The sequence below is a fragment of the Jiangella endophytica genome, from assembly GCF_003427025.1.
GTDB classification, from domain to species: domain Bacteria; phylum Actinomycetota; class Actinomycetes; order Jiangellales; family Jiangellaceae; genus Jiangella; species Jiangella endophytica.
Genome location: NZ_QVAI01000034.1, coordinates 1 through 16,375 on the forward strand (window position 1 = coordinate 1; position 16,375 = coordinate 16,375).

General features: G+C 73.9%; 14 protein-coding genes. 9 read left to right on the forward strand and 5 right to left on the reverse strand.

Annotated features, from left to right (window positions below):
* Positions 1-138: 138 nt before the first annotated feature.
* From DZA62_RS34070 to DZA62_RS34080, 3 genes are read left to right on the forward strand one after another with little or no spacing between them, the layout of a single operon-like run.
* Entirely contained in the window at positions 139-1,344 is a 1,206-nt protein-coding gene (locus tag DZA62_RS34070; RefSeq protein ID WP_116953435.1) for a cysteine desulfurase family protein, read from the forward strand.
* Positions 1,345-1,346: 2 nt separating this feature from the next.
* Positions 1,347-2,438 (forward strand): tRNA 2-thiouridine(34) synthase MnmA, encoded by a 1,092-nt coding sequence (mnmA, locus tag DZA62_RS34075; RefSeq protein ID WP_116953436.1) that lies wholly within the window; start codon positions 1,347-1,349, stop codon positions 2,436-2,438.
* 33 nt (positions 2,439-2,471) lie between these two features.
* A complete protein-coding gene (locus DZA62_RS34080) occupies positions 2,472-2,858 on the forward strand; it encodes a hypothetical protein (protein ID WP_198664503.1) in 387 nt (128 codons plus the stop codon).
* Here the strand turns inward: DZA62_RS34080 and DZA62_RS34085 are convergent.
* Genes DZA62_RS34085 through DZA62_RS34095 form a run of 3 tightly spaced genes read right to left on the reverse strand, consistent with a single transcriptional unit; the run spans position 2,848 to position 5,133 of the window.
* Positions 2,848-3,729 carry an alpha/beta fold hydrolase gene (locus tag DZA62_RS34085; RefSeq protein ID WP_116953437.1) on the reverse strand — a complete coding sequence of 294 codons (882 nt, stop codon included), beginning with the start codon at positions 3,727-3,729 and terminating at the stop codon, positions 2,848-2,850. The two genes, DZA62_RS34080 and DZA62_RS34085, sit on opposite strands and share 11 nt — an antisense overlap.
* A gap of 27 nt (positions 3,730-3,756) precedes the next feature.
* On the reverse strand, positions 3,757-4,359 hold the full coding sequence (locus tag DZA62_RS34090; RefSeq protein ID WP_116953438.1) for a TetR/AcrR family transcriptional regulator: 603 nt from the start codon (positions 4,357-4,359) through the stop codon (positions 3,757-3,759).
* A 51-nt stretch (positions 4,360-4,410) separates the two neighbouring features.
* Complete coding sequence (locus DZA62_RS34095) at positions 4,411-5,133, reverse strand: VIT1/CCC1 transporter family protein (RefSeq protein ID WP_116953439.1); 723 nt, start codon at positions 5,131-5,133, stop codon at positions 4,411-4,413.
* A 154-nt stretch (positions 5,134-5,287) separates the two neighbouring features.
* Here DZA62_RS34095 and DZA62_RS34100 point away from each other — a divergent pair, with 154 nt between their 5' ends.
* The 3 genes from DZA62_RS34100 to DZA62_RS34110 all read left to right on the forward strand — a co-directional run bounded on the left by DZA62_RS34100 (position 5,288) and on the right by DZA62_RS34110 (position 7,416).
* A complete protein-coding gene (locus DZA62_RS34100; RefSeq protein ID WP_116953440.1) occupies positions 5,288-6,091 on the forward strand; it encodes a GAF and ANTAR domain-containing protein in 804 nt (267 codons plus the stop codon).
* A complete protein-coding gene (locus DZA62_RS34105) occupies positions 6,088-6,810 on the forward strand; it encodes an ANTAR domain-containing protein (protein WP_116953441.1) in 723 nt (240 codons plus the stop codon). Before DZA62_RS34100 ends, DZA62_RS34105 begins: the two co-directional genes overlap by 4 nt.
* A gap of 393 nt (positions 6,811-7,203) precedes the next feature.
* A complete protein-coding gene (locus tag DZA62_RS34110; protein WP_157988095.1) occupies positions 7,204-7,416 on the forward strand; it encodes a hypothetical protein in 213 nt (70 codons plus the stop codon).
* 6 nt (positions 7,417-7,422) lie between these two features.
* Here the strand turns inward: DZA62_RS34110 and DZA62_RS34115 are convergent, their stop codons facing one another.
* On the reverse strand, positions 7,423-7,740 hold the full coding sequence (locus DZA62_RS34115) for an ABC transporter permease family protein (protein WP_116953443.1): 318 nt from the start codon (positions 7,738-7,740) through the stop codon (positions 7,423-7,425).
* Positions 7,741-8,049: 309 nt separating this feature from the next.
* On the opposite strand from DZA62_RS34115, the gene DZA62_RS34120 reads away from it, so the two are divergent.
* From DZA62_RS34120 to DZA62_RS34130, 3 genes are all read left to right on the forward strand, one after another.
* Positions 8,050-9,072 (forward strand): methionine synthase, encoded by a 1,023-nt coding sequence (locus tag DZA62_RS34120; protein WP_116953444.1) that lies wholly within the window; start codon positions 8,050-8,052, stop codon positions 9,070-9,072.
* A gap of 47 nt (positions 9,073-9,119) precedes the next feature.
* Positions 9,120-11,426, forward strand: a complete 2,307-nt coding sequence (ligA, locus tag DZA62_RS34125; protein WP_198664504.1) for an NAD-dependent DNA ligase LigA — start codon at positions 9,120-9,122, stop codon at positions 11,424-11,426.
* 596 nt (positions 11,427-12,022) lie between these two features.
* Complete coding sequence (locus tag DZA62_RS34130) at positions 12,023-13,129, forward strand: DUF1611 domain-containing protein (protein WP_157988096.1); 1,107 nt, start codon at positions 12,023-12,025, stop codon at positions 13,127-13,129.
* A gap of 226 nt (positions 13,130-13,355) precedes the next feature.
* Here the strand turns inward: DZA62_RS34130 and DZA62_RS34135 are convergent, their stop codons facing one another.
* Positions 13,356-16,265: a helix-turn-helix transcriptional regulator gene (locus DZA62_RS34135; RefSeq protein WP_116953447.1), complete on the reverse strand. Its 2,910-nt coding sequence runs from the start codon at positions 16,263-16,265 to the stop codon at positions 13,356-13,358.
* Between the last annotated feature and the right edge of the window lie 110 nt (positions 16,266-16,375).

Here is a 16,375-nt window from a genome sequence, read left to right on the forward strand (position 1 = left end):
CGTCGTCGGCGACCTCCACACCGTCCTCCCACAAGCCACCACCGAGATCCAGAAACGCAAGAGCTGACCCCGGCGCCACGACGGCGGCCGGCTCGCGACGCGCGGGCCGGCCGCCGTTCGCCGTAAACTGGTGAGGACATGCCCGAGCGCCGCGTCTATCTCGATCACGCGGCGACGACTCCCGTGCTCCCCGCAGTCATCGATGTCGTCGCCGCGACCATGGCTACCCTCGGCAACCCCTCGTCGTTGCACGCGTCCGGCCGCCGGGCCCGCAAGCTGGTCGAGGAGGCACGCGAGTCCGTCGCCGCCTCGCTCGGCGCGCGGCCCAGCGAGGTCGTGTTCACCTCCGGCGGCACCGAGGCCGACAACCTCGCGGTCAAGGGCCTGTACTGGGCTCGCCGCGCCGCCGACCCGCGCCGCGTCCGCATCCTCGCCTCCGCCGTCGAGCACCACGCCGTCCTCGACTCCGTCGACTGGCTGACCGCCGAGCAGGGCGCCAAGGTCGAGTGGCTGCCGGTCGACGCCGCCGGCCGGCTGGACGTCGACGCGCTGCGCCGGGTCGTCCAGGACGATCCCAAGTCGGTCGCGCTGATCACCGTCATGTGGGCGAACAACGAGGTCGGCACGGTCCAGCCGATCGGCGAGGTCGTCGCCGTCGGGCACGAGTTCGGCATCCCGGTCCACTCCGACGCGGTGCAGGCCGTCGGCGTGCTGCCGGTGCACTTCGGTGACTCCCGGCTGGACGCCATGACGGTCTCCGGGCACAAGGCGGGCGGCCCGGTCGGTGCCGGCGCCCTGCTGCTGCGGCGCGAGACCGACGTCGTCCCCGTGCTGCACGGCGGCGGCCAGGAGCGCGACGTCCGGTCCGGAACGCTCGACGCCCCCAACGTCGCCGGGCTGGCCGCGGCGCTGCGCGCGACGCTCGAGGACGTGCCCGGGCGGGCCGCCGAGCTGACGGCGCTGCGCGAGCGGCTGGTCGCGGGCGTGCTCGGCGCGGTGCCCGACGCGGTGCTGAACGGTGATCCCGAGTGCACGCTGCCCGGCATCGCGCACTTCTCCTTCCCCGGCTGCGAGGGCGACGCGCTGCTGCTCCTGCTCGACGCCGCCGGCATCGACTGCTCCACCGGCAGCGCCTGCACGGCCGGCGTCCCGGAGCCGTCGCATGTGCTGCTGGCCATGGGCGCGCCGCGCGAGCGGGCTCGCGGCTCCCTGCGGTTCTCGCTCGGCTCGACGTCGACGGCCGGCGACGTCGACGCGCTGGTCGCGGCCATCGGCCCGGCTGTCGAGCGGGCCCGCGCCGCCGGCATCATCAACGTCTCGACCAGCTCGACCAGGGAGAACTGACCATGCGTGTCCTCGCCGCGATGTCCGGGGGAGTCGACTCGGCGGTGGCCGCGGCCCGGCTGGTCGAGGCCGGCCACGACGTCACCGGCGTGCACCTCGCGCTGTCGGCGAACCCGCAGTCGTTCCGCACCGGCGCCCGCGGCTGCTGCACGATCGAGGACTCCCGCGACGCCCGCCGGGCCGCCGACGTGCTGGGCATCCCGTTCTACGTGTGGGACCTCGCCGAGCGGTTCCGCGCCGACGTCGTCGACGACTTCGTCGCCGAGTACGCCGCCGGCCGCACGCCGAACCCGTGCCTGCGCTGCAACGAGAAGATCAAGTTCGCGGCGGTCCTGGATCGCGCGCTCGCGCTGGGCTTCGACGCCGTCGGCACCGGGCACTACGCGCGCGTCGTCGACGGGCCGGGCGGCCGCGAGCTGCACCGCGCCGCCGACCCGGAGAAGGACCAGTCCTACGTGCTCGGCGTGCTGACCGCGGCGCAGCTCGAGCACGCGATCTTCCCGCTCGGCGACACCGTCAAGGCCGAGGTGCGCGACGAGGCGGAGGGCCGCGGGCTGGCCGTCGCCCGCAAGCCCGACAGCCACGACATCTGCTTCATCGCCGACGGCGACACCGCCGGCTTCCTGCGCGACCACCTCGGCGACGCGCCGGGCGAGGTCGTCGACGACGCCGGCGCCGTCGTCGGCACGCACGAGGGGACCTACGGGTTCACCATCGGGCAGCGCAAGGGACTGCGCATCGGCACGCCGGCCGCCGACGGCAAGCCGCGCTACGTCCTCGACATCTCGCCGGTCGACCGCCGGGTGACCGTCGGCCCGCGTGAGGCCCTCGCCGTCGACGCCCTCACGGGGGTGGCGCCGCGCTGGTGCGGCGCGCCGCCCGCGGCGGGTGCGGAGCTGCGCTGCCTGGCGCAGTTCCGGGCGCACGGAACCCCGGTCGACGCCGTGGCGGCGGTGGGTCCGGCCGGCGTCGAGGTCACGTTCGCAGCGTCGCAGGAGGGCGTCGCGCCGGGGCAGGCGATCGTGCTCTACGACGGCACCCGGGTCATCGGCTCGGCCACCATCGACGCGACCCGGTCGGCCGTCCGCGCCTGATTCGATCTCGCCGGCCCGGGTACGAAACGGCGCATGAGCCTGCCGTCGTCTCCCGGTCCCGTCCCCGAGAGTGCCGTCCCCGAGAGCCCTGTCGCCGGACCCGGCGAGCCGGCCCTCGAGATCGAGCACGACCTCGCCCTGCGCGCCGCGGCCGAGCGCCTCGGACGGGAGTTCACCGGCATCGGCAGCGAGACCGTCGAGATCTTCGTGCACTCCAGTGAGGAGCACTTCGCCGCGGGCGCCCGTATCCCCACCATCGACGACGTGCGGACGCCGCGGTTGCCCGGCCACCAGCACGAGCACTGGGACCTGCCCGACCCGAGCGGCCGAGACCTCGACACCGTCCGCATGATCCGCGACGAGACCGAGCAGCGGGTCCGCGATCTGCTCGTCCGGCTCGGCGTGGGGCTCAGCGCGTGACGTACTCGACGACCATGCCGATCACGCCGGGGTCGCGGAGGATCCGCTGATGCCCGAGTCCGTCGGTGCTGACCAGTTCGGCCTCCGGCCAGGTGGCGGCCAGCGCGGCGCCGTCGTCGTACGGGACCTCCTTGTCCCTGCGGTCGTGCACGACGAGCGTGGGCGGCAGCTCCGCGCGCTGGGCAAGCCCGGTGACGTCGAAGTCGGCCAGCGGCCGGCCGGCCTTGCGCTCCAGCAGCGCCAGCATGCGGGTGCGCGTGCGCTCGCCGAATCCGACCGTCCGCTGGAACGCGGCCAGGCCGTCGCTGAGCGTCGTGCTCGGCGCGACCAGCACCAGCCTCGCCGCAGGCAGCCCGTCCAGCACCGCGACCGCGGTGGCCGCCCCGCCGAGCGAGTGCGCGACGACGGCGCTCGGCTTGCCGTGCTTGCCCACCGCGGCGGCCAGCGCCTCGGCGAACTCGACGCCGGTGGCGCGTCCGCGGCCGAGTTGGCCCGGCCCGGACTCGCCGTGACTCGGCGCGTCGAGGGCGACCACGCGCCGGCCGGCGTCGACCAGCGGCTGGACGAACGCGCCCAGCTGACCGCGCCAGCCGCCCCAGCCGTGCATCAGGTAGACCGGCGGGCCGAACCCCCAGCTCTCCACCGCGACGACCCGTCCGTCGGGGAGGGTCAGTGTGCTGCGCTCGCCCGGCCGCGGCCGCTCGTCGCGCTGCCGGCCGCCGGTGTTCGGCAGCGTGCACCACAGCCCGGCGGCCCAGCGGGCGCCGACGCCCGGTGCGACGCGGTCGAGCGTGCGGAACGCGACCCGGAGCGCTCGGAGCTTTGCTCCAGCACGAACGATCGTGCGATTTTGCGGCGAGGTGACGGTCATGACGGTCCCTTCGGGAGGGTGCGGATCCTAGGTGGTGGCCGGGGCGACGCGGGCGTCGGCGATCAGCCGGTCGAACGCGTGACGCGCCCTCGCCTCCGACTGTTCGTCCTCGAGCAGCCGATGGGCGTGGTAGAAGCCGAGCATGATGCCGTCGAGGTCGGCGGCGAACTGCAGCGGATCGGCGTCGTCGCGGAAGTGGCCCTCGGCGATGCCGGTGGCGAACATCCGGGCGCACGAGTCGTAGAGGTCGAGGTGGTCGCGGACCAGCTGGTCGCGCACCGGCCCGTCCTGTTCGTCCAGCTCAGTGGAGGCCTTGACGAACAGGCAGCCGCCGGGCATGCGGGTGCGGCCGCACTCGACCCAGCGTTCGAACAGCTCGCGGACCCGTGGCTCGCCGCGCTGCGCCAGCAGGGCCGGCCGGATGACGGTGTCGATGAACTCGGTCCGCGCCTCGCGCAGGACCTCCATCTGCAGCAGTTCCTTGGAGCGGAAGTGTGCGAACAGCCCGCTCTTGGACATGCCGGTGGCGGTGGCGAGGTGTCCGATGGTCAGCCCGCCCAGGCCGACGCGGTAGGCCGTCTCGACTCCCTTGCGGAGGATGGCCTGCCGGGTGTCGGCGCCCTTCGTCACTCAGACAAAATAGCACGACCGTTCGTTCCGGCGTCAAGGCCCGTTACGCGGCTACGACACGCCCACCCCGACCGCCGAGCCGACGACGTACGTGACCGCCATCGTGAGCAGCCCGACGAACACCGCGCGCATCGCCGCCCGCGAGCGCCGTCCGCCGCCCAGCCGGGCTCCGAGATATCCGGTCAGTGCGAGGGCGAGCACCACGGTCACCATCGTGACGGGCACCCGCGCACTGGTCGGCGGCAGGACGATGGCCAGCAGCGGCAGTGTCGCGCCCAGCGCGAACGAGACGAACGACGAGAACGCGGCCGACCACGGGTTGGTCTGTTCGTCGGCGTCGATGCCGAGCTCGGCCTCGGCGTGCGCCGCCAGCGCGTCCTCGGCGGTCAGCTCGCGCGCGACCTGCTCGGCCAGCGGGCGGGAGAGACCCTTCTGCTCGTAGATGAGGGTGAGCTCGGCGAGTTCCTCGTCGGCCAGGTGCTCCAGCTCCCACCGCTCCCGCGCGAGCGCCGCCCGCTCGGTGTCGCGCTGGGCGCTGACGGAGGTGTACTCGCCGCCGGCCATCGAGAAGGCGCCCGCGACGAGGCCGGCCACGCCGGTCAGCAGCAGCCAGTTGCGGTCCGTCGTGGCGCCGGCGACGCCCACCACGATGCCCGCGGTGGAGATGATGCCGTCGTTGGCGCCGAGGATGCCGGCGCGCAGCCAGTTGAGCCGGCCAGCCAGTTTGCCGTGGTGGTGCTGCTCGCCCTCGTGCGGCGTGGTCGCCTCGGCCATGACCGACAGCGTAGCCAGGCGGCAGGATGCTGGCGGCGCGATGGCATACAGGGTCGATAGGCACTGGCGCGGGAGCGGGCCGACCTGTAAGAGTGACCGCGACGGCGGGGAGGAGTCATAGTGGTGGTGGTGGTGTGCGGATCGGCGGGCACGTTTGTCCGCTGAACGTCTGACGGATCGCGTCTGGGGGGCGATCATCGAACGAGCACGGGCCGAGGGTGCGAATCCGTTGGTCCGTCACGTGCTGGAGGCCTGCACCGAGGAGGTCGGCGCGGCGGGCTGTGCGCTGTCCATGGTCGGTGCGACGGGTGCCCACGAGCCGATCGTCGCGGTCGGCGAGCACTGCGAGGAGCTGGAAGAGCTGCAGTTCACGCTGGGTCAGGGGCCGGGCGTGGACGCGGCCGTCGACGACGGCATGGTGCTGGCGACCGACCTCGCCCACGAGCGCGCCCGGCGCCGGTGGCCGGTGTTCGCGCCCGCCGCGGCGGCACGGGGCCTGCGGGCGTTGTTCGCCTTCCCGGTGGCGGCCGGCGCCGCGCGCGTCGGCATCCTCGACGTGTACCGTCGCGAGCCTGGCGATCTCGGTGCTGCGGACCTTGCGACGGCACTCGCGTTCGCGGACGCGATGCTCGTCGTGGTGCTCGACGAGCGCGGATTGGTCCGTTCCGGTACCGACCAGTCCCGCATCGGAGTTCTGCCAGAACGGCGGGCCGAAGTGCACCAAGCGGCGGGCATGGTGAGTGTGCAGCTAGGGGTGGGGGTGAGCGAGGCACTGGTGCGGTTGCGCGCCTACGCCTACGCTCATGATCGGCGTTTGGCGGAGGTGGCGGCTGACGTCGTGGCGCGGCGACTCAGATTCGCACCGGACCGGCGCGGCATGACCGATACGACATCGGGGAACGGGATGATTGACGCGCCTCCGAACAGCGACCACGATCAACCGGAGGGAGGCGCATGAGTACGACTGACCGTCGAGTCCGAGAGACCTTCGTCGAGCTGGCCGACACGCTCGTCGACGACTACGACGTGCTCGGCTTCCTGGACCTGCTCGCGGACCGGGTGGTGGAGCTGCTCGACGTTGATGCGTGCGGGGTGGTGCTGGTCGACCACCACGGCACGCTCAACCTCGTCGCGGCGTCCACCGAAGAGACCCGCTTGCTGGAGCTTTCGCAGCTGCAGAACTCCGAGGGGCCCTGCCTCGACGCGTTCCGCACCGGCCGCGCGATGTCCTTGGACGACCTCTCGGTCGACGGCGACGGTCGCTGGCCGCAGTTCGCGCCGGCCGCCCGCGACGCCGGGTTCGCCGCCGTGCACGCGCTGCCCATGCGGCTGCGCGAGGCTGTCATCGGCGCGATGAACCTGTTCAGTACGCGAACGGGACGGCTCGCGGACGAGTCGCTGGCGCTCGGCCAGGCGATGGCCGACGTCGCCACCATCGGCATCCTGCACGAGCGCACCATCAAACATCAGGAGGTCGTCGTCGGGCAGTTGCAGTCTGCCCTCGACAGCCGGATCCTCGTCGAACAGGCCAAGGGGGTCCTCGCCGAGCGGCTGGCGATCTCGGTCGACGACGCGTTCGCCCTGCTCCGCGGCCATGCCCGGTCCACCAACAGCAAGCTGCGCGAGGTCGCGGGCGCGGTCGTCGACGGGACGATCACTCAGCTGGGCCACGCCTGAGGCAACAGGGCTCCGAAAAGGCCCCCTTGACCTCGGCTGATCCGGGGCGTAGCGTCCGCAGAGATGTGCAGAACAAGGCTCTGACGTGGGATGTCGTGCCAGGTTCAGCACGTTGGACGTCGCCCCGGACCCCGGCGGCAACACGCCGGAGTGGTCGGGGCCAGACGCGAGCAACCCCAACCTCTCCGCGTGGCGGTCGCCGGCCTCGGCCACGACCGCGGGGCGGGTCGACCCATGCCGGCCGCTCGCCGTCGGGCACGGCCGGACCGGGGGTCCGGCCAGCGGGGGGCGCGCCCGACGGCGGGCGCGTCCGGCTCGGTGACGTGGTGGCGGGGGCCACGAGAAGCGGGGTGCGCATGGGTGGTGGCGGGGGCCACGAGAAGCGGGGTGCGCATGGGTGGTGGCGTCGGCGCGACGCCTGACAGCCTGTTGCGGCGGATGCACGCAGCGGGCCTGGAGTTGCGCGTCGTCCTTGCATGGTTGGACGGTGATCCGCTGGCCGCGCGGCTGGTCCGGGCCGTTCAGGAGCTCGACCTCACGGTGCGCGAGCTACAGGACCGCGCGCTGGCCCGCGCGCCGGACCGCTCCGACGATTCCGTCGCCTGAGCGGGCTCATCCCAGTCCGGAGCGCAGGAACGCGTCGGTCACCCGGCGCTGGGCGAACGCGTACGCCACGACCAGCGGCGCGGCGACCACCGTGGCGGCGGCCAGCAGCGGGCCCCAGGCGGTGCCCTGCTCGGTCTCGAAGATCCGCAGCCCGAGCCGCGACACCAGCAGGTAGTGCGGCACCACCAGCGCCTGCTGCGGCACCAGGGCCGTCCCGATGAGTAGCCCGAACACCGCGCCGTTCGACCGGAACCGGTACCGCGTCAGCCCGTATGCGGCCAGCGTCGCGACGGTCAGCTGGCCCAGCGCCACCACCAGCGACATGGGTTCTTCCGTGGTTCCGCGGTTCTGATCGCGTCGGTGGCGGTCGGCCGGTCCGGTGAGCGGTGTGGGATCGCCGCCCCTCAGCCCCCGGCCCACCCGGCTCGAGCATGATCACCTGCCCCCGGGCACGGCACGGCAGTCCATGGCGCTGTCAATCGTCATCAACGACGAAGGGCCGGGTCACATCGTCACGCCGTGGCGCCGACGCGACCGACAGCTACCCGTGCGGCGGACCCGTCCGTCCCGTCCTCGACTCCCGACCTGCCGTCCTCACCACCATTCGGACTCACTCATCTAGGGTTCTGGTTCGTGGACGGTTACGCGTGGGCGCCGGCGACGGCGACAGGGATCGGTTCGCTGCCGTTCGAGGATCGCGACGAGGCCGCGCGCATCGTCGTCGGCGAGTTGCCCGACTTCCCGCACCTGCCCGAGCTGCCGGGGCGTGGGGCCGGCGCGGACCTCATCGGTCGCGCCGCGTCGCTGCTGGTCGATCTGCATGTCGACCTGCAGCCGGCCGGCTGGCGGCTGGTCGGCCGGCCCGGCGCGGACGAGCGGCGGGCGGCGTCGTTCCTCGGCGCCGACCTCGATGCGCTGGAGATCGCCGCCTACGGGTACGAGGGGCCGCTGAAGGTGCAGGTCGCCGGGCCGCTCACCCTGGCGGCGTCGGTGGAGCTCAACCGTGGCGGCGCCCTGGTCTCCGACGGCGGGGCGCGGCGCGACCTGGCGGCGTCGCTGGCCGAGGGGATCTCCGGGTTCGTGGCTGAGGCCTCGCGGCGGGTGCCGGGCGCCGCGGTCGTCCTGCAGCTGGACGAGCCGTCGCTGCCCGCCGTCCTCTCCGGCTCGATCCCGACGGCGAGCGGGTTCGGCCGGTTCCGCGCGGTCGACACCGCGGAGGCCTCCGGCCTCGTGGGCGCGGTGGTGTCGGCCGTCGACGTGCCGGTGGTCGTGCACTGCTGTGCGCCGTCGGTGCCGGTCGAGGTCGTGCGGTCAGCCGGTGCGGTGGCGGTGTCGCTGGACGTGGCGCTGCTGGCCTCCGCGCCGTCGTCGGAGCTGGACACGCTGGCCGCGGCGGTCGACGCCGGGCTCGCGGTGTGGCCCGGCGTGGTGCCGTCGCTGCGCCCGTCGACGCCGCCGACGGACCGCGAGCTGGCCCAGCGCATCGTCGGGCTCTGGCGCCGCCTCGACCAGGATCCCGCGGCGATGGCCGCCCGCACCGTCGTCACCCCGTCGTGCGGCCTGGCCGGCGCCGACCCCGCCTGGGCGCGGCGCGCCTACACGCTCGCCAGGACGACGGCGCGCGCTTTCGCCGACCTCATCGCCGAGGGGTCGTAGGCGCCGGTTCCGGCACATCGTCGGTGGTGGGCGCTACCGTCTGTGCTGTGACCGAGCCAGTCGACAGCAACGACGTCCCGACGCAGGTGCGCGAGCGCCACGCCACGCTCTCCCAGGAGATCGAGGACCACCGCCAGCGGTACTACTTCGCCACGCCCACCGTCAGCGACGCCGAGTTCGACCAGCTGATGCGCGAGCTCGAAGGCATCGAGGACCAGTACACGTCGCTGCGCACCCCCGACTCCCCGACCCAGAAGGTGGGGGCGCCGGTGGCCGAGCCGGGCGCCGGGGTCGAGGCGTCGTGGCCGCCGGTCGAACATCTCGACCGCATGCTCAGCCTCGACAACGCGTTCTCCGCCGACGACATCGCCGAGTGGGCCGCCCGGGTCGAGCGCGAGGTCGGCACCGGAGCGCGCTACCTGTGCGAGCCGAAGGTCGACGGGCTGGCGGTCGACATCGTCTATCGCGACGGCGAGCTGGCCACGCTCGCCACCCGCGGCGACGGCCGCACCGGCGAGGACATCACGTACAACGCGCAGTTCGTCGACGCCATCCCGGCGCGGCTCAGCGGCACCGACGAGTATCCGGTCCCGTCCGTGGTCGAGATCCGCGGCGAGGCAGTGTTCCCGACGGCCGAGTTCGAGGCGGTCAACGCCGAACGCGCCGACCTCGGGCTGCCGCTGTTCGCCAACGCCCGCAACTCCGGCGCCGGCGTGCTGCGTCAGCGCATGGACCGCCGCCGCGAGAAGCTCGACGCCGCGAAGGCGAAAGCCGACGCCGCGGGCAACGAGGGCCGCTCGCAGGTCGCGTACGAGCGCGTCCTCGAGGAGTACGAGCGGGCCCGCCGCAACCTCAACCGCATGATCCTGGTCTGCCACGGCATCGGCCGGCGCGACGGCTTCGACATCCGGTTCCAGTCCGAGGCGTACGAAGCGCTGCGCGCGTGGGGCCTGCCGGCCAGCGACCGTCCGCAGGTCGTCCCCGACCTCGAGGCCGTCCAGGGTTTCATCGACCACTACGGCCAGCACCGCCACGACATCGAGTTCGAGATCGACGGCGTCGTCGTCAAGGTCGACCAGGTCGACCTCCAGCGCCAGCTCGGCTCCACGTCGCGGGCGCCGCGGTGGGCCATCGCGTTCAAGTACCCGCCCGAAGAGGTCACCACCAAGCTGATCGACATCCGGGTCAACGTCGGGCGCACCGGCCGGGTCACGCCATACGGCGTCATGGAACCGGTCAAGGTGGCGGGCTCGACGGTCGAGAACGCCACGCTGCACAACGCGTCCGAGGTCAAGCGCAAGGGCGTGCTCATCGGCGACACCGTCGTGCTGCGCAAGGCCGGCGACGTCATCCCCGAGATCCTCGGCCCGGTCGCGGAACTGCGCGACGGCAGCGAGCGCGAGTTCGTCATGCCCACCGAGTGCCCGGCATGTGGATCCCCGCTGTCGCCTTCGAAGGAGGGCGACGTCGACATCCGCTGCCCGAACAGCAGGTCCTGCCCGTCACAGCTGCGCGAACGGCTGTTCTACCTGGCCGGCCGCAGCGGATTCGACATCGAGGCCATGGGCTGGGAAGCCGGCATCGCGCTGATCAACGCGGGCGTCGTCGCCGACGAGGGCGACGTGTTCGCGCTCGACGCCGAGCGACTCAAGCAGGTGCCGCTGTTCACCAATGCCGACGGCGAGCTGACGGTCAACGGCCGGCGGCTGCTCGACAACCTCGAGAAGGCCAAGCAGCAGCCGCTCTGGCGGGTCCTCGTCTCGCTGTCCATCCGCCACGTCGGACCCACGGCGGCGCGGGCGCTGGCCGGCGCGCTGGGCTCCATGGACGCCATCGTCGAGGCGAGTGAGGAGGACCTCGCCGGCACCGACGGCGTCGGCCCCACCATCGCCGCGTCGGCGAAGGAGTGGTTCGCCGTCGACTGGCACCAGGAGATCGTCCGCAAGTGGCGCGAGGCCGGCGTCCGCATGGTCGACGAGCGCGACGAATCCACGCCGCGCACGCTCGAGGGCCTCACCGTCGTCGTCACCGGGTCGCTGCAGGAGTTCTCCCGCGACGACGCCAAGGAGGCCATCCTGGCGCGCGGCGGCAAGGCGTCGGGCTCGGTGTCGAAGAAGACATCGTTCGTGGTCGCGGGCGAGAACGCCGGGTCCAAGCACGACAAGGCCGTCGAGCTCAAGGTGCCGGTGCTCGACGAAGCGGGCTTCCGGGTGCTGCTGGAGGCCGGTCCGGACGAGGCGGCGAAGCTGGCCCGCATCGGCGACGGCGACGAGGCGGCCGGCGGCGAGGCGGCCGGCGGTGAGGCGGCCGGCGGCGAGGCGGCCGGCGGCGAGGACGCCGAGACGCAGGAGTAGGCAGGCGACGACACGCGCGAAGGGCCCGGCGTGAGCCAGACCCTTCGTGTCCAGGAAGACTCGTCCGCCGCCCGGAGGCGCGAGACGAGCTGCTCCGTGGAACCGGAGATCGGAGCTCCTCGAGCCGCGAGGTGCGCGACCCTAAGCCCGGGCCGAGAAACGGCCCGCGACAGCGGCGTAGGCCTGCAGCCGCAACTTGGCGAGGTACCGGCTAGGACGTAGCCGGCTGAGGTGTCTCCGTCCGTGCTGACGACTCATGCTGGGTCCTCTCGCTACTACGAGGTTCCGCACAGCCGCCGTACGACCGCTCGGGAACCAGACGATGTGCCGGTGCCCCGAGCGGGACTCCAGTGTTCAGTTGTCCCTCCATGATCGTTCCGTCCAGCGGAGCGGTCAAGGGGGTGGCGGGTATGCGCCGTTTACCCGGTTTTACCTGCGGATTTACCTTCGCGAAAAAAGTCCGTGCCGGGGTCTGGCGCGGGAGGCGTCCGCTCATGCATTCTTGCGTCGTCAAGGCACGTCTCGCCGCAGAAACACCCGGTGGTCACACCATCGTCAGTGCCACCTCTGCGCCCGTCCCCCGAAGTGAGGTTCCCATGACCTCTTTCGCTGAGCATGTGGCTCCAGCGGCGGAGCTCTTCCCGGTGGCGGCGCCCTGGCCGCGTCGGCTCGGAGCCGCCAAGACCTCCTACATCACCCGGCACGTGATCGACCTCGTGCCGTCCGGCGACGAGCTGATGCTCGCGCCGGCGACCATCCCGGCGGCCGGCGACGTGATCCTGGCGCGGGTCGAGTCGATCGGCGCGCACGACTGGATCGAGCGCCCCGACGGGCGCAAGGCGCGGCTGTTCGCGGGCGACGAGATCGTGGTCGCGTACGGCGCCCGGTACGCCACCGACGCCTACGAGGCCGTCGTCCCCGACGACCTCGGGCCGTGCGACCTGGTCGCTGCCGGCGGCATGGCCGGCCGGGTCGTCGGCGCCTATTCCGGGTTCGCCGCGCCGACGCGCATCGTGCCGATCGGCCGGCTGGCCGGGCCCGACGGACGTGGTCTGACGGTGCGCGACGGCGCGCCGATCCGGCCGGCGCCGGTGCCGCCGCCCGTCCACCCGCCCGTGGTCGCCGTCGTCGGCACCTCGATGAACGCCGGCAAGACGACGTCGGCCGCCTCGCTCGTGCGCGGCGTCACCCGGTCCGGCCGGCGGGTCGGCGCGGCGAAGGTCACCGGGACCGGCGCCGGCAACGACCGCTGGCACCTCGTCGACGCCGGTGGCGCGCCGGTGCTCGACTTCACCGACGCCGGGTTCCCGTCGACCCACCTGGTGTCGCCGGACGACCTGGTCGCGACGTACTTCGGGCTGCTGTCCGCTGTCGCGGCGGCCGAGCCCGACATGGTGGTCATCGAGATCGCCGACGGCGTCGCGCACGTCGAGACCGCCCGGCTGCTGGCCGACCCGGCCGTCCGCGCGACGCTGAGTGGCGTGCTGTTCGCGGCCGGCGACGCGCTCGGCGCACTGTCCGGGGTGAACCTGCTCCGGTCGTGGCACCTGCGGGTGACCGCCGTGACAGGCATGGTGACGGCGTCGCCGCTGGCCGCGCGCGAGGCGGCCGCGCTGGTGGACGTCCCCGTCGTCACCACGAGCGAGCTGATGGACCCGTCCATCGCCGCCGCGCTGGTGTCGCTGGACTCCGAAGCGGCCTGAGCCCGGCGCTGCCGAGGCCCGGCCCGAGGCCGTCCGACGTAGTGCGAGGGCCCGTCGTCCCGTTCTGCCGGGGACGGCGGGCCCTCGTCGCTCGGGGCCGGGCGAGGAGTCGAACCTCGCATGTGGGCGCGGGGGTCACCCTCGGTCCGCCTCACCCGGGTGGGTAGTTGCCGTATGTCTACCGGCCCGGATCTCGCAACGGGATGATGGCGCGAATCATTCCCGATCAGAGCTCCGGTGTGAGTCGGGCCGCGAGCTCGCTGCGCGACCGGCAGCCGAGCTTGCGCAGCACGCTGGACACGTGGCTCTCGACCGTCCGCGGCGACAGGAACAGGTCGGTGGCGATCTCCCGGTTCGTCCGGCCGCGCGCCGCGAGGACGGCGATCTCGTGCTCGCGGGCGGACAGATCCAGCCCGCCGGAGCGCCGGCCGCCCCGCCACGGATACGGGACGGCGACGCCGTAGCGGCGCATCGTGCTGGTCACGCGCGCGATGTCGCGGCTGGCCTGGAGGTCCCCGTAGCCGCGCAGCGCCTGCTCGAGCAGCTCGCCGCCGGCCGGGCCGGCCGCGCCGGCCGGCGCGTGCTCGCACCGCCAGCCGCCGAGTCGCTCCGTCGCCCGCAGCTCCTCGTAGCGCAGCCCCGCCGTCGCCAGCACCGCGCGCGCCGCCGACTGCAGCGCGTCCGCCCGCCCCGGCTCGCCGGCGGCCAGGGCCAGTACCGCCTGACACCCGTACAGCGCGGCCTCGGCGAGCGGCGCGTCGACCGGCCCCACGTGCTCCGCCAGCTCGTCGACCAGGCCGGCGACCTCCGCGGTCGTCCCCAGGGCCGCGTGCCCGTCGACCAGCCCGGCCACCGCCGGCGCCGCCCAGATCCAGTGCCCCTTCTCGCGCGCCGGCTCGAGCGCGGCGCGGGCCTGGGCGACGCCGCCCGCGACATCGTCCAGCCCCAGGAGCAGCCGCGCCAGCGCCGACCGCGCCGCCACCAGCGGCCACACCGCCCCGAGCCGCTCCGTCGTCGCGACGAGCTCGCGCAGCCGGCCGACCGCCTCGGCCGTGTCGCCGCCGGCGGCCAGCATCGCCGTGTGCAGCAGCTCGCCGTCCAGCGCCGCGGCACCGAACCGCGACGGCTCCAGCGCGAGCGCCCGGGCCCGCGCGGCCAGCCCGTCCCACCGCCCGGCGGCGTGGTCGACCGACACGGCGACCAGCTCGATGACCTCGGTGACGCGCACGTACTCGGCCTCCGCGGCGACCCGCCGGCCCTCGGCCAGCAGCTCACCGGCCCGGTGGACGTGACCGATGTGCAGCGCGGCCTGGGCCCAGTTCACGCAGGCCCGGGCGTGCTCGCGCGGGTGGCCGAGCAGGATGTCGTCGCCGCGGAGGTCGTCGACCAGTTTCCAGCCGGACGGGTCGCCCTGCTCCAGCAGCAGCGATGCGTGCGTGATGCGGGCCGCGAGCCGCACCTCGGGCCGCCCGCTGCGCCGCGCGGCCCGTTCGGCCTGCTCGTAGCGGGCGGTGTGCTCGCGCAGGTGCCGCCCGACGACGGTCTCCGGCGCGGCCAGGACGGCGAGCGCGCGGGTCAGCAGCGCCGGCCGGTCCTCGAGGTCGTCGACCGCCCGCTCGATCTCCAGGTATCCGTCGCGCGCCCGTCCCTGCTGCCGCAGCGCCCTGCCCAGCGCGAAACGCAGCTCGCCGCGGCTGCCGGCCGGCAGGCCGGGGGTCTCCAGCAGCCGCTCCAGGATCGGCACCGCCTCGGAGTGCGCGAGCCCGTCGACGGCGGCCCGGCCGAGCTTGGCGGCCAGCCGCAGCCGCACCTCCAGCGCCACGTCGCCGACGGCGGTCGCGTCGAGCAGGAAGCGCGCGGCGAGGGCGTCGTCGCCGTGGGCGACGGCCTGGTCGGCGGCCAGTTCGGCGTAGTGGACGAAGGCCGCGGTGTCGCCGGCGCGCTGGTGGTGGTGCGCGACGCGGGCCAGCGGCAGCGGCTCGCCGCGCCGCTCGACCGCCTCGGCGACCGATCGATGCAGCCAGCGCCGCGTTGCCGCGGGCAGCGCCTCGTAGACGATCTGCTGCGCCAGGACGTGCCGGAACCGGCTCTGCCCGTCGTGCTCGTGCAGCAGCCCGGCCGACTCGGCCGCCGCCAGTGCGGCCGCGACCTGCGCGCCGTCGCGTCCGACGACCTCGCCGACCAGCCGCGGGTCGACGGCGAGACCGTCGACGGCGGCGACGGACAGCACCTCGGTCGCGACGGGGTCCAGCGCGGCCAGCCGCTCGCGGACGACGTCGCGCAGCGCCGTCGGGACGGCGAGTCCGGCCAGCGCGTCGGTGCGCCGGGCCACCTCGTCGGCCGGCTCGCGTTCGAGCAGCGTGCGCAGCACCTCCTCGACGACGAACGGGATGCCGCCGGTCTTGTCGGCCAGCGCGGCGGCCGTCGGCGCGGGGACGTCGGTGCCGAGGATGCGCCGGGCCAGTTCGCCGACGTCGTCGACGCCCAGGGGAGCGAGGTCGATCGAGAGCGCCGGCCCGGACGGCGCCCGTGCGAACGCCTCGCCCAGCGGCGGCGGGCCGGCCTCCGTCCGCGCCGTCACGACGACGGACAGCCGCGGTGGCTGGTGCGCGGCGAGGAACGTCAGGAAGTCGATCGTGCCGGCGTCGGCCCAGTGTGCGTCCTCGACCACCAGGACCGCCGGGCCCAGGTGATCGAGCAGCTCCGTCGCGGCCCGGAACACCCGGTGCATGGCGGCCCGCTGGTCGTCCAGCGGCGGGAGCGGGGCCGGCAGGCGGTCGGCGATCTCCGGGACCAGCGGGGCCAGCGCGCCGGCGACCGGGCTGAGCGCGTCGCGGTCGACGGCGGGGCCGTGCTCCCGGACGGCGTCCAGCAGCGGACCCAGCGGGAACGGCTCGCGCAGATGCTCGCAGTGGCCGACGAGGACACGTCGTCCGCCCAGGTCGGAGCGGATCAGCTCGCGCACCAGCCGGCTCTTGCCGATGCCGGACTCGCCGGCGATGACCACCCGCGACGGCGGCGCCGTGACGGCCGCGCGCACCCGCGCCAACTCGTCGTCCCGGCCGACGAGGACCGGCGACCCCCAGGTCCGCCGCGCCTCGGCAGCCGCGTGGTCAGAAATGGCGGCGACTCCCATCCGACGGGGCGCGTGGCCGGGATCCGTGGCGCCATGAGGGCATTTGTCAGTGTAGGTCACGGATGTTGTGATCCGGGGTCCGTCGCTACGGTGCCGTCCACACCCAGCGA